Here is a 13409-nt window from a genome sequence, read left to right as displayed (position 1 = left end):
ACCTGCATGTCAGTCGACCACGTAGTCGCTCACCGGCACGCAGGCGCAGAACAGGTTGCGGTCACCGTACACGTTGTCGGCACGGCCAACCGGCGGCCAGTACTTCTGCGTGCGCAGCGATGCCACCGGGTACGCGGCTTCTTCGCGCGTGTACTTGTGGGTCCACTCGTCGGCGGTCACGACCGCAGCGGTGTGCGGCGCGTGCTTGAGCGGGTTGTCGTCGCGGTCGAAGGTGCCGTCGGCAACGCGGCCGATTTCCTGGCGGATCGCGATCATCGCGTCGATAAAGCGGTCCAGCTCATGCAGCGCTTCGCTCTCGGTCGGCTCGATCATCAGCGTGCCCGGCACCGGGAAGCTCATGGTCGGGGCGTGGAAGCCGTAGTCCATCAGGCGCTTGGCCACGTCTTCATTGCTGATGCCGGTGTCCTTCTGCAGCGGGCGCAGGTCCAGGATGCACTCGTGCGCGACCAGGTCGTGCTGGCCGGTGTACAGCACCGGATAGTACGGCGCCAGGCGCTTGGCGACATAGTTGGCAGCCAGGATCGCGTTCTCGGTGGCGGCGGTGAGGCCGGCCGAACCCATCATCGCGATATACATCCACGAGATCGGCAGGATGCTGGCCGAGCCGAACGGCGCCGCCGACACGCCGCCGATGCCGCGGTCGTCGCGGCGATAGCCGACGCTGTCCTGGTTGGGCAGGAAGTCCGCCAGGTGCGCGCCGACCGCGACCGGGCCCACGCCCGGGCCGCCGCCGCCGTGCGGGATGCAGAAGGTCTTGTGCAGGTTCAGGTGCGAGACGTCGCCGCCGAACTGGCCCGGCGCGGCGGTGCCGACCATCGCGTTCATGTTGGCGCCGTCGACATAGACCTGGCCACCGTGCTGGTGCACGATCTCGCAGATCTGCTGCACGCCCTGCTCGAACACGCCGTGCGTGGACGGGTAGGTGATCATGATGGCCGCCAGGTTCTTGCTGTGCTGCTCGGCCTTCTTCGCCAGGTCGTCCAGGTCGACGTTGCCGTCCTCGTCGCAGGCCACCACGACCACCTTCATGCCGGCCATCTGCGCCGACGCCGGGTTGGTGCCGTGCGCCGACGACGGGATCAGGCAGATGTCGCGATGGCTCTCGCCGCGGCTGGCGTGGTAGGCGTGGATGATCAGCAGGCCCGCGTATTCGCCCTGCGAGCCCGCGTTGGGCTGCAGGCTCACCGCGGCGTAGCCGGTGGCGGCGCACAGCATGGCTTCGAGCTGGTCGATCATCTCGCGGTAGCCCACGGTCTGGTCCAGCGGCGCGAACGGGTGGATCTGGCTGAACTCAGGCCACGTCACCGGGATCATCTCGCTGGTGGCGTTCAGCTTCATCGTGCACGAGCCCAGCGGGATCATAGTGCGGTCCAGCGCCAGGTCCTTGTCTGCCAGCATGCGCAGGTAGCGCAGCATCTCGTGCTCGGCGTGGTGCGTGTTGAAGACCGGGTGCGTCAGGTATTCGGTGGTGCGTGCCAGCGCTGCGGGGAACGCGTCCTGCGTGGCGGCTTCGAGCTTGTCGAAGTCCAGGCCCGTGGGCAGCGGCTTGCCTTGCGTGAAGACTTCCCACAGCGCGACCACGTCGGCGCGGGTGGCAGTCTCGTCCAGCGAGACGCCGACGCGCGTGGCGCTGACATGGCGCAGGTTGAGGCCGCGCGCGGTGGCGGCGGCGTGGATGGCCTCGGTATTGAAGCCGGTTTCCAGTGTCAGCGTGTCGAAGAAGGTGGCGTTGGTGCGCGCGAAGCCGAGCTTTTCCAGACCGGCGGCCAGCGTCGCGGTCAGGCGATGCACGCGCTGGGCGATGCGCTTCAGGCCCTGCGGGCCGTGGTAGACGGCGTACATCGATGCCATCACGGCCAGCAGCACCTGCGCGGTACAGATGTTGGAGGTAGCCTTCTCGCGGCGGATATGCTGCTCGCGCGTCTGCAGCGCCAGGCGGTAGGCCTTGTTGCCCTGCGCGTCGATGGTCACGCCGACCAGGCGGCCCGGCATCGAGCGCTTGAACGCATCCTTCACCGCCATATAGCCGGCGTGCGGGCCGCCGAAGCCCAGCGGCACGCCAAAGCGCTGCGAGTTGCCCACGGCCACGTCGGCACCCCATTCGCCCGGCGCGACCACCAGCGTCAGCGCCAGCAGGTCGGCGGCGGCCACCACCAGGCCGCCGGCAGCGTGCACGGCGTCAGCGATGGCACGATAGTCGTTGACGTCGCCGTTCACGCCCGGGTATTGCAGCAGCACGCCGAAGGCGCCGGCCGCGGCGGCGTCGGCAGCGGGGCCGACCTTGACTTCGATGCCCAGCGGCAGCGCGCGCGTGCGTACCACTTCCAGCGTCTGCGGCAGCACGTCGTCCGCGACGAAGAAGATGTTCGAATCGTGCTTGTTCACGCGCTGCAGCAGCGTCATCGCCTCGGCGGCGGCGGTGCTTTCATCCAGCATCGACGCATTGGCGATATCCAGCCCGGTCAGGTCGGTGACCATCTGCTGGAAGTTCAGCATCGCTTCCAGGCGGCCCTGCGAGATTTCCGGCTGGTAGGGCGTGTAGGCGGTGTACCAGGCCGGGTTCTCGAAGATATTGCGCAGGATGACCGCCGGCGTGACCGTGTTGTAGTAGCCCTGGCCGATAAAGCTCTTCAGTACCTTGTTCTTGCGCGCGAGGCCGCGCAGCTTCTCGAGCGCCGCTTCTTCGCTGAGCGGCTCGGTGAACTCGCCCATCGGCATGCCGTCGCGGCGGCGGATGGCGGCGGGGATGACGGCGTCGATCAGCGCGGCGCGGCTGTCATAGCCGAGCACCTTCAGCATGTGCTGCTGTTCGGGGGTATCGGGGCCGATATGGCGGGCGGCGAAGGCGTCGCGCGCCTCCAGTTCGGCCAGCGTGGGCCGGTTACCTTGGGCGGCGTTCATGGGAAGCGGGGCGTTCATTGGCAAGAACCTCGTGGGGGGCGCGTCGGCAGGTGGTCAGCCCGCCGGCGCGCGTCTGTCTGCAGTGGCCGGTCCGCGCGGGACCGGCGTGGCCGGCGTCAGGCGCCGACGCTGGCCTTGTACGCGTCGGCCGACATCAGGCCATTGACGTCGTCGGCGTTGGCCGGCTTGAGCTTGAACAGCCAGGCGTCGAAGGCATCGGCATTGACGCTTTCCGGCGCGGCCGTGGCGGCCTCGTTGACGGCGATCACTTCGCCGGCCACCGGAGCGTAGATGTCGGAAGCGGCCTTCACCGATTCCACCACTGCCAGCGCATCGCCGGCACCGACCGACTTGCCCACTTCGGGCAGTTCCAGGAAGACGATGTCGCCCAGCGCGTCCTGCGCGTGGTCGGTGATGCCGATGGTGAGCGTGCCGTCGGCTTCGACGCGTACCCACTCATGCGACTCGGTGTACTTGAGGTCAGCGGGGAAATTCATGGAGGTTCTCCGGATACAGATCTGTTTCTTGTTGGGTGATGCCTGCCCGGCGAAGCTGCCGGCAGGCGAGGGCGACCGTTGGGTGAGCGGGTTTTCCCCTTAGCTCACGAGTGCCTTGCCATTGCGCACAAACGGCAGTTTAACCACAGTCGCACTGAGTTTGCGGTCGCGGATCTCTACCTGCACCGTGTCGCCGACATTGACGCCCTGCGGCAGGCGCGCAAAGGCGATCGACTGCGACAGCGACGGGCTGAAGGTGCCGCTGGTGATCTCGCCGTCACCGGCCGCGGTGATCACCTTCTGGTGCGAGCGCAGCACGCCGCCCTTGTCACGCAGGATCAGGCCGAGGAATTGCTGGCGCGAACCAGCCGCGGCCAGTGCCGCCTTGCCGGTGAAGTCGCGTTCGCTCTGCAGGTCGACGGTCCAGGCCAGGCCCGCGTCCAGCGGCGAGGTGTTGATATCCATGTCCTGGCCGTACAGGTTCATGCCGGCTTCCAGGCGCAGCGTGTCGCGCGCGCCCAGGCCGGCCGGGCGCACGCCCGCGGCGTTCAGCTTTTCCCACACGGCGGCGACGCTCGCGGCGGGCACCACCAGTTCGAAGCCGTCTTCGCCGGTGTAGCCGGTGCGGGCGGCCATGATTTCGCCGATGGCCGGGTCCTGGACCACGACGGCGTTGAAGGGCTTGAGGGCGTCGGAGGGCTGGGTCGACGGGAACGTGCTCCACACCTTGGCGCGGGCGTTCGGGCCCTGCACGGCGACGATGGCCAGCGGCTGCACGCCCTCGGGGGCGACGTCTTCACGGCGCGGGGTGATGGTCACGCCGCTGCCGGTGGCGGCATTACGCGAGCGGATCCAGTCGATATCGCCCAGCGCGGTGCTGGCATTGACCACCAGGCGGAAGCGGTCCTCGGCAAAGAAGTAGACGATCAGGTCGTCGATCACGCCGCCTTTCTCGTCCAGCATGCAGGAGTAGAGCGCCTTGCCCGGCGTCTGCAGCTTGTCGACATTGTTGGCCAGCAGGCCGCGCAGGAAGGCGCGGCTATTGGCGCCGCTGAGGTCCACCACGCACATGTGCGACACGTCGAACATGCCGGCATCGCTGCGCACGGCGTTGTGTTCTTCGATCTGGGAGCCGTAGTTGACCGGCATGTCCCAGCCGCCGAAGTCGACCATGCGGGCGCCGAGGGCGCGGTGGATGGCGTTGAGGGGCGTGGCCTGGAGCGTCATGGAATCCTCGGGGGCAGTCTCGGGTTGCGAAAACGAAAAAAGGGTCATCCGCCGCAACGCTCGCCGCGCCAACAATATGGCGTAGCAATCCGCTGCGGCGGATGACCCCTCTGTCCTCGATACCTGAGAGATTACAAGGCGGATCCGTAGACCCCATCCTCGTGCGCCCCTTCGGTGGGCACGCTCGCCATGAATGGCGGGTGCCGCTCTCCAGAGTGCGGCATGCATTGTGTGCATGTTGCATGCCGATCCGATCGGTCCGTGGTGCCTGAGAGTTTTCGGGTGATACCCCTTCGGCGGCGCAGAGATGCGCGCTCTCCCGGTCGGATGCGCGCAATGTACGGGAGGCCCCGGCCTTTGTCAAACGCGGGCCGGAAGCCGCCCGGCGGCTGTACCCGTTCCTGCGCCCCGCCGCCAGGGGCGGCGAATTTACTTCTTCTTGTCGTCGGTGACGACGTTACCGATCACGCCGCCCACGGCCGCGCCACCCAGCGTACCCAGTGCACTGCCTTCGGTGAGGATGGCGCCGCCCACGGCACCCGCGCCCGCGCCGATGGCGGTGTTGCGTTGCTTCGGGGTCATGTCTGCGCAACCGGCAAAGGCCGCGACCGTTGCGCCGATCAGGGTCACCTTGGTCAAAGTTTGCAGGGTTTTCATTATTGGCTCCGTGTGATGATTAATGCATGTCCGAACGGCCGCGCAGGCTGGGGGACACATTAGTTAGATCGGCGCCCTATGCGATCGGCTCCGGCCTTTACGAAGTGTTACGCCAGTGACACAAGAGGAGCTGTCAATGCGATTTTCGCTGACTGACCGGGGGCGGCCAGCGTGTTAACATCAGCAGCTTTGCCGCCGCTACCTTTCGCGGGAGCTGGCGCGTCCCGCCTCTCTTGCCGATTCCCCTTCCGTCTCCAACCGCGCCCCTCGCATGACCCACGGCCTGAACCCCGCCCAATCCGAAGCCGTCCGCTACCTGGACGGGCCCTGCCTGGTGCTGGCCGGGGCAGGCTCGGGCAAGACCCGCGTGATCACGCAGAAGATCGCGCACCTGATCGAGGACAAGGGCTTCGAGCCGCGCCATATCGCCGCCGTCACCTTTACCAACAAGGCGGCCAAGGAGATGCAGGAGCGCATCGGCAAGCTGATGGAAGGCAAGACCACGCGCGAGGGCAAGCGCATTCCTCTGAAGCAGCTGACGGTCTGTACCTTCCACTCGCTCGGCGTGCAGATCCTGCGCATGGAGGCCGAGCATGTGGGCCTGAAGCCGCAGTTCTCGATCATGGATTCGGACGACTGCTTCGGCCTGATCCAGGAGCAGCTCGGCACCACCGACAAGAAGCTGATCCGCGGCGTGCAAAGCACGATCTCGCTGTGGAAGAACGGCATGGTCGACCCCGAGGCCGCGATCGCGCAGGCGGCCAATGCCGACGAGCACCAGGCCGCGCTGGTCTACCGCAACTACGTAGCCACGCTGCACGCCTACCAGGCGGTGGACTTCGACGACCTGATCCGCTTGCCCGCCGAACTGTTCGCGCGCAATGAAACGGTACAGCTCAAGTGGCAGAACCGCCTGCGCTACTTCCTGGTCGACGAATACCAGGACACCAACGCGTGCCAGTACCAGCTGCTCAAGCTGCTGGCGGGCGGCTCGCACCTGCGCGCACCGGCCTTTACCGCGGTGGGCGACGACGACCAGGCCATCTACGGCTGGCGCGGCGCCACGCTGGACAACCTGCGCCTGCTGCAGACCGATTTCCCGGCCCTGAAGGTGGTCAAGCTGGAGCAGAACTACCGCTCCACCGTGCGCATCCTGGAAGCGGCCAACGCGGTCATTGCCAACAATCCCAAGCTGTTCGACAAGAAGCTGTGGAGCGAGCACGGCATGGGCGATCCCATCGCCATTCACCCGATGAACGACGAGGAGCACGAGGCCGAGTCGGTGGTGTTCCGCCTGTCCGCGCACAAGTTCGAGCGCCGCGCGCAGTTCCGCGACTACGCCATCCTCTATCGCGGCAACCACCAGGCGCGGCTCTTCGAGCAGATCCTGCGCCGCGAGCGCATTCCCTACGTGCTGTCGGGCGGCCAGAGCTTCTTCGACAAGGCCGAGATCAAGGACATCTGCGCCTACCTGCGCCTGATCTCCAATCCGGACGACGATCCCGCCTTTATCCGTGCCATCACCACGCCGCGGCGCGGGGTGGGCACTACCACGCTGGAAGTGCTGGGCACCTTTGCCGGGCAGGCCAAGGTGTCGCTGTTCGAGGCCGCGATGATGGGCGGCATCGAAGGCAAGCTGCAGCCGCGCCAGCTGGAACCGCTGCGCGTGTTCTGCGAATCGATGGTGCGGCTGGCCGATCGCGCGGCCAAGGACCCGGCGACCGTGGTGCTCGACGACCTGATGGAAGGCATCCACTACGAGGCCTACCTGTACGACGCCTTCGACGAACGCCAGGCCCAGTCGCGCTGGACCAATACGCTCGAATTCCTCGACTGGCTCAAGCGCAAGGGCACCAAGCCGGAAGCCGCCGAGGGCGAAGAGGCCACCGGCTTCGACAACGCCGACGGCTTTGGCGACGAAGGCAAGAACCTGCTGGAACTGACCCAGACCGTGGCGCTGATGAGCATGCTCGAAGGGCGCGAGGAAGATCCTGACGCGGTGCGGCTGTCGACGCTGCACGCCTCCAAGGGGCTGGAATATCCGCATGTGTTCCTGGTCGGCGTGGAAGAGGGCATCCTGCCCCACTGCCGCGAAGACGAGGACATGACCGACGAGAAGATCGAGGAAGAGCGCCGGCTGATGTATGTCGGCATCACCCGTGCGCAGCGCAGCCTGCAGATCAGCTGGTGCAAGAAGCGCAAGCGCGCGCGCGAGACCTATTCCTGCCAGGCGTCGCGCTTTATCGGCGAGATGAAGCTGGAGGAAGCGCCCGCGCCCAAGGACGAAACCCCGGCGATGAGCCCCAAGGACCGGCTCGGCGCGCTCAAGGCGCTGCTGGGCACGCCCGGCAAGACTGCCGCGGGCTGAATTCCATTAATCCGCACTACAGTCCCGATACAAATCCCTACCAGCCTGACAAGACGGCGCGCGCCGTGCTCCCTAGCATAGTGACTGTGCTGCCTGCGCTTGCGCAGGCGTGCTGCGGTGGGCTCGCCCGGCTTTCCTGCCGTACCGGACCTCGCGTTCGGAATTTCCCTGTTCTCCGGCCCCCGGCGCGCAAGCGTGCGGGGGCATTTTTTCGTGGCGGCGGGCGCGTACCTACCGCTGCAGTCCGCCCGGCGGCGGCGCCATCATCGCCGCGTGCGGCGGCAGGCCCAGCCAGTGCGCCGCCTCGGGCAAGCCGCGCAGGCGCCTGCGTTGCGCGGGGTCGAGGCTGTCGTCCAGCGCCAGCCAGCATTCACGCACCGCGCGGCGGTCCTGCTCGAACGCTTCATGCAGGCGCTCCATGGCCTGCACGCGCGGGCGCAGCGGGCCGTCTGGCGACTCGTCCGCGGTCTCGCGCACGAAGCGGGCACGCAGTTCGAGCGCGTGCGCCTCGGCTTCGCGCGTGGCACTGCGGGCCGCCTGCCACAGGCGCGCCTGCGCGGGATTGAGGCCGAGCGACTCGGCGGTTGCCGGCGCAGATGGCGGCATGGCGCCGGGCAGCGGGCCGGCTTGCAGCGCGCTGGCCGGCAAGGCGACCAGGCAGGCGGCGCACAGCGTCAGCACGGACAGGCCGGCGCGCAGCCGGGCATTCAGGGCGGGTAGGGCGGGCATGGACTTCTCCTGTGGTTGGGTAGCTTGTTGGAATGCCGGTCCATGCTAGGGAAGGGCGCGCCGCATTGCTTGAGCACTTGGTCAGGCCCGTATTGCATTCGCGTACAAGCCAGGTGCCCCGGCCAGGCTGCGTATCAGCGTTGATACAAAGCGGGCACAGTGGGGTCATCGCGGGCTGGTAAAGTGGGGCACCGCATGCCCCTCGGCGCCGGCGCCTGCCGCCGGCATATGCCGATCCCTTCGCTTATGGAATTCACCCCCACGCTTCCCATCCGCCTGCTGATCGTCGACGACGATCCCCAGATCCGCTCCATGCTGGCCGAATACCTGTCCACCTTCGGCATGCAGGCCGATGGCGTCGAAGGCGGCGTGGAGATGCGCCAGGCGATGGCCGCCACGCCGTATGACCTGGTGATCCTCGACCTGTCGTTGCCCGGCGAGAACGGCCTGGCACTGTGCCGCGAGCTGTGCGCGCAGACCGATGTCGCCGTGATCATGCTGACCGCGCGCGCCGAGCTGGCCGACCGCGTGGTCGGGCTGGAAGTGGGCGCCGACGACTACGTCACCAAGCCCTTCGAGATGCGCGAGCTGGTAGCGCGCATCCACACCGTGCTGCGCCGCAGCCGCGGCAATGGCGCCGAAGCACGCCGTGCCGCCGCGCCGTCCGGGCACGAGCTGCGCTTCGGCGACTGGCGCCTGAATACCACGCTGCGCCAGCTGGTCGATCGCGACGACGTGGTGGTGCCGCTGTCCAATGCCGAATTCCGCCTGCTGCTGGCCTTTGTCGAGCAGCCCAACCGCGTGCTCGACCGCGAGTTGCTGATCAACCAGGCGCGCGGGCGCGGGCTCGACGTGTTCGACCGCAGCATCGACCTGCTGGTGTCGCGGCTGCGCCAGAAGCTGCGCGACGACCCGCGCGACCCCACGCTGATCCGCACCGTGCGCGGCGAGGGCTATGTCTTTACCGCGACGCTGGAAGCATGAGCAAGACCGGGCGCCTGGCGCGCTATGACTCGATGTTCGTGCGGCTGTTCGTGGTGATGGCCGCGATCATGCTGGCCGTGCACCTGCTTGGCATGACCGTGATCGAAAACCTGTTCCCGCGGCCGGGGCTGGAGCGCGCGTTGCGCGACGGACCGGGCGGGCCGCCGCCGGGCGAGTGGCGTCCGGGCCCGCCGCCTCCGGGCGAATGGCGTCCAGGTCCGCCGCCTGAAGGCGCCGACGCCGGCGCGCCGCACCGGCCACCACCGCCGCGCTGGCCGTGGCCGCCGCACATCGGCCTGCTGTTCCAGGTGGCCGCGATCGTGGCGGCCTCGTGGGCCGGCGCGCGGCTGCTGGCGCGCCCGGTGCAGCAACTCGCCAGCGGCGCCGGCCGGCTCGCGCAGGACGTCCATGCGGCGCCGCTCGACGAAAGCGCCGGCCCGGCCGAGGCGCGCGCCGCGGCGCAGGCGCTGAACCATATGCAGCAGCGCATCCGCAACCAGCTGGCGCAGCAGTCGCGCTTCCTGGCGGCGGTATCGCACGACCTGCGCACGCCGCTGACGCGCATGAGCCTGCGCATCGAACGCATGGATGGGAGCGAGGGGATCGACAGCAAGCAGGCCGGCGAAGTGCGCTACCGCCTGCGCCAGGACCTGGCCGAGATGAACGGCCTGATCGACGCCACGCTGTACTACCTGCGCGACCGCGATGAAGCCAGCGGCCCGCGCCAGCGCGTGGACGTGCTGGCGCTGTTGCAGGCGGTGGTCGACGACGCCGCCGAGACCGGCCACGAGGTCGCGCTCAGCGGGCAGGCGCAGCCGCTGCTGGCGAGCCCGTCCGACCTGCGGCGCGCGGTGGTGAACCTGGTGGAGAATGCGCGGCGCTACGGCGGCGCGGCCAGCATCGTGCTGACCGATAGCGCGGAACGGGTGCTGATCGATATCTGCGACGACGGCCCCGGCATCCCGCCTGACGAACTGCAGCGCGTGATGGAGCCGTTCTACCGCATCGAGTCCTCGCGCAGCCGCGCCACCGGCGGGGTCGGCATGGGTCTGTCGATCGCCGCGGACATCGCCGCGCGCCATGGCGGCGAGCTCACCCTGACCAACCGCCCGGAAGGCGGCCTGCGCGCGCGCCTGTCGCTACCGCGCGCCTGACGCCGCCAGCGTGACGTACTGCGAGCCGCGCTGGCCGCGGGTGAAGTCCAGCGCAAAGTCGCCCACGTCGACACGCCCCTGCAGCGCCCGCCGCATCTCGGCGGCGCCGCTGCCGCGCAGCCCGGCGAGCGCCCGCGCCAGCCACGCCGCGCCGATATAGCCCGCCAGCGTCGCCGCCGACGGCGGCTCGTCCAGGTACTGCTTCATGCGCGCCACGTGCTCCTTCACCACGCGCAGCGTGGCCTGCTGCGGGCCCGGCGCAATCTGCGTCAGCACCATGCCACCGGTGTAGCCGCTACCCAGGATCTCGCGCGCCGCGGTGGCGCTGACCGACGACAGTCCGACCAGAAAGCCATACCAGCCTTGCGCGGCCAATGCGCGGCCAAGGCCGGCATAGGCCAGCGTATCGCCAGCCACGATCACCGCACCCGGACGGGTCGCGGCGATGCGCCGCGCGGCGGCGTCGGGATTGCCGTCCAGCGGCACCGCGCGCGTGCCGGTCTGCGCCTCCAGCCGGCCCAGCCACTGCGCGCCCGACGTGCCGCCCGCCGCAAATTCCCCCGACACCGCCAGCGCGATGCTGGTCAGGCCATAGCTGCGCAGCTGCTTCACCGCCGCGTCCAGCTCGGCCTGGTAGTCGGCGCGGGTGAACCAGACGTTCTCCGCCGCCAGCGCCAGTCCCGACAGTGGCGCCACGATCTGCACGCCGCGCCGGTTGAGTTCGGCTGAGGAGGCCAGCGCCGGCAGCAGCCGGTCGCCGGGGCCGAACAGCAGTTCCGCGCGCTCGCCATCGGCAAGGGCCACCGCCTGTGCCAGTGCGCGGCGCGGGTCGGCATCGGCATCTCGGACCACATGGACGACGCGCACCGGTCCGTTGCCGGCATTGAGTGCATCAAACATCACCTTGGCCCCGGCCAGGTAGTCCCGCGCCAGGTCGGCCTGCGCGCCAGTGCGGTCGAGCAGGTGGCCGACCACCACTGTGTGGCGCGCGGGCGCCTGGGCCTGGACAAGGGCAGGCAGCGCCAGCCCGGCCGCGGTGGCAAGCAGTAGGCGGCGTTTGGCTGCGGAGGGTGGATGCGCGTGGCCGCGCCGCAGGCGAGGCGACAGGGGAATAGGCATGGTACGGGGAGCGGAGATGGGTGAGGGGGGCGGTATTCGCAGGCCGCGCGCAGCGTATCCGGCACGCATGACACAGATGTGACGCCCGCCCCCCACCAGCGAGGGGCTCGTCGCGCATGGGTTCCGCCGCGCTTTGACGACGGTCAACGCGCCGGCCGCGCCGCGGCCCTACGATGGGCCGTCACACACCCGATCCCCCGCGCCCCCATGAAACCGTCTGCCATGACTTCCCCTGCGCTCGACCGTCGCGCGCTGTCCGACTTCCGCGCGCTGGCCGGCCGCATCGATGGCAACGGCCCGCGCTACACCTCGTACCCGACCGCGGACCGCTTCCGCAACGGCCCCGACCTGTCGCTGTACCACGACGCGCTGGACGCCTGCCGCGCCAGTGCGCCGGCACCGCTGTCGCTGTACCTGCATATCCCGTTCTGCGAGAACATCTGCTACTACTGCGGCTGCAACAAGATCATCACGCGCGATCATGGCCGCAGCGCGCGCTACGTCAACTACCTTGGCCGCGAGATGGCGCTGGTGGCGGACAAGCTCGGTGCGCGCCGCCAAGTGCTCCAGTCGCACTGGGGCGGCGGCACGCCGACCTTCCTCGATCCCGACGAAATGCGCCGCGTGATGGCGCTGCTGCACAAGTATTTCGAACTGCCCGCCGACGGCGAGCATTCCATCGAGATCGACCCGCGCCGCGTCGACTACGCGCGCATGGCGCTGCTGGCGGAGCTTGGCTTCAACCGCGTCAGCCTGGGCGTGCAGGATTTCGACCCCGAGGTGCAGCAGGCCATCCACCGCATCCAGCCGTTCGAAGAGACGCGCGCCGTGGTCGACGCCGCGCGCGCCCTCGGCTTCCGCTCGGTCAGCCTGGACCTGATCTACGGCCTGCCGCACCAGACCGCGGCGCGCTTTGGCCGCACCATCGAACAGGTGCTGGCGCTGCGCCCCGACCGGCTTTCGGTCTACAGCTACGCCCACCTACCGCATGTGTTCAAGCCGCAGCGCCGCATCGACGAGAACGCCTTGCCGCCCGCCGGCGAGAAGCTCGACATCTTGGTCTCGACCATCGAACGGCTGACCGCGGCGGGCTACGTCTATATCGGCATGGACCACTTTGCGCTGCCCGACGACGACCTTGCCATCGCCCAGCGCGAAGGCCGCCTGCAGCGCAACTTCCAGGGCTATTCGACCCACGCCGGCTATGACCAGGTCGGGCTCGGCATCTCGGCGATCGGCGCGATCGCGGGGCGCTATGTGCAGAACGCGCGCACGCTGGACGATTACTACGGCGCGCTCGATGCAGGGCGTCTGCCGCTGGCGCGCGGCGTGGCGATGAGCGCGGACGACCATCTGCGGCGCGAGATCATCGGCGACCTGATGTGCAACGGCGTGCTCGACCTGCCGGCGCTGGAAGCCCGGCACGGCATCGATTTCAGTGCGGCATTTGCGCCTGAGCTCGCCGAACTCGGCGGCCTGGCTGCCGACGGGCTGGTGCAGTGCGAACCCGGGCGCATCACCGTGACGCCGCTGGGCCGGCTGCTGGTGCGGCGCGTGGCGATGGTGTTTGACCGCTACCTGCGCGAGGACGCCGCGCGCGCGCCCGAGGCCAGTGTCGAAGCCGCAAATGACGGCTCGCAGCCGATCCGCTTCGTGCCGCGGGCTCGCTACTCGCGCGTCGTGTAGCGCGCCGCACCGATGCTCCGGACGAAAAAAATGCCCGCGGACGCGGGCATTTCTGTTTGCGGCTGG

General features: G+C 68.7%; 10 protein-coding genes and 2 riboswitches. Of the genes, 4 read left to right on the top strand and 6 right to left on the bottom strand.

Annotated features, from left to right (window positions below; genetic code table 11):
• Window positions 1-9: 9 nt before the first annotated feature.
• The 4 genes from gcvP to ABNX08_RS20480 form a co-directional block, all read right to left on the bottom strand.
• On the bottom strand, window positions 10-2940 hold the full coding sequence (gene gcvP / locus ABNX08_RS20495) for an aminomethyl-transferring glycine dehydrogenase (protein ID WP_349604397.1): 2931 nt from the start codon (window positions 2938-2940) through the stop codon (window positions 10-12).
• A gap of 98 nt (window positions 2941-3038) precedes the next feature.
• Window positions 3039-3419, bottom strand: coding sequence for a glycine cleavage system protein GcvH (gcvH, locus tag ABNX08_RS20490; RefSeq protein ID WP_011299457.1), 381 nt, complete (start codon window positions 3417-3419; stop codon window positions 3039-3041).
• A gap of 99 nt (window positions 3420-3518) precedes the next feature.
• On the bottom strand, window positions 3519-4646 hold the full coding sequence (gene gcvT, locus ABNX08_RS20485; RefSeq protein ID WP_349604400.1) for a glycine cleavage system aminomethyltransferase GcvT: 1128 nt from the start codon (window positions 4644-4646) through the stop codon (window positions 3519-3521).
• A gap of 100 nt (window positions 4647-4746) precedes the next feature.
• A riboswitch (glycine riboswitch) is annotated at window positions 4747-4870 on the bottom strand.
• 21 nt (window positions 4871-4891) lie between these two features.
• A riboswitch (glycine riboswitch) is annotated at window positions 4892-4978 on the bottom strand.
• A gap of 97 nt (window positions 4979-5075) precedes the next feature.
• Complete coding sequence (locus ABNX08_RS20480; protein WP_013958366.1) at window positions 5076-5303, bottom strand: glycine zipper 2TM domain-containing protein; 228 nt, start codon at window positions 5301-5303, stop codon at window positions 5076-5078.
• Between the two features lie 271 nt (window positions 5304-5574).
• Here ABNX08_RS20480 and ABNX08_RS20475 point away from each other — a divergent pair, with 271 nt between their 5' ends.
• A complete protein-coding gene (locus ABNX08_RS20475; protein ID WP_349604402.1) occupies window positions 5575-7671 on the top strand; it encodes a UvrD-helicase domain-containing protein in 2097 nt (698 codons plus the stop codon).
• A 231-nt stretch (window positions 7672-7902) separates the two neighbouring features.
• Here ABNX08_RS20475 and ABNX08_RS20470 read toward each other — a convergent pair whose 3' ends face one another.
• The gene (locus tag ABNX08_RS20470) at window positions 7903-8400 is read right to left on the bottom strand and encodes a Spy/CpxP family protein refolding chaperone (RefSeq protein ID WP_349604404.1); all 498 of its coding nucleotides are present in this window, start codon (window positions 8398-8400) and stop codon (window positions 7903-7905) included.
• A gap of 246 nt (window positions 8401-8646) precedes the next feature.
• Between ABNX08_RS20470 and ABNX08_RS20465 the strand changes: the two genes are divergently transcribed.
• Window positions 8647-9384, top strand: a complete 738-nt coding sequence (locus ABNX08_RS20465) for a response regulator (RefSeq protein WP_022536974.1) — start codon at window positions 8647-8649, stop codon at window positions 9382-9384.
• Window positions 9381-10538 carry an ATP-binding protein gene (locus ABNX08_RS20460; protein ID WP_349604405.1) on the top strand — a complete coding sequence of 386 codons (1158 nt, stop codon included), beginning with the start codon at window positions 9381-9383 and terminating at the stop codon, window positions 10536-10538. The genes ABNX08_RS20465 and ABNX08_RS20460 overlap by 4 nt, the downstream gene beginning before the upstream one ends.
• Here the strand turns inward: ABNX08_RS20460 and ABNX08_RS20455 are convergent.
• On the bottom strand, window positions 10524-11657 hold the full coding sequence (locus ABNX08_RS20455) for an ABC transporter substrate-binding protein (protein WP_022536972.1): 1134 nt from the start codon (window positions 11655-11657) through the stop codon (window positions 10524-10526). The two genes, ABNX08_RS20460 and ABNX08_RS20455, sit on opposite strands and share 15 nt — an antisense overlap.
• Window positions 11658-11864: 207 nt before the next feature.
• On the opposite strand from ABNX08_RS20455, the gene hemN reads away from it, so the two are divergent.
• Window positions 11865-13343 carry an oxygen-independent coproporphyrinogen III oxidase gene (hemN, locus tag ABNX08_RS20450; protein ID WP_349604408.1) on the top strand — a complete coding sequence of 493 codons (1479 nt, stop codon included), beginning with the start codon at window positions 11865-11867 and terminating at the stop codon, window positions 13341-13343.
• Window positions 13344-13409 lie beyond the last annotated feature (66 nt).

This window comes from Cupriavidus sp. DF5525 (assembly GCF_040149425.2).
Classification (GTDB): domain Bacteria; phylum Pseudomonadota; class Gammaproteobacteria; order Burkholderiales; family Burkholderiaceae; genus Cupriavidus; species Cupriavidus pickettii_A.
Note: the sequence above shows the minus strand (reverse complement) of the source record. Positions and strands in the feature narration are given on the sequence as shown.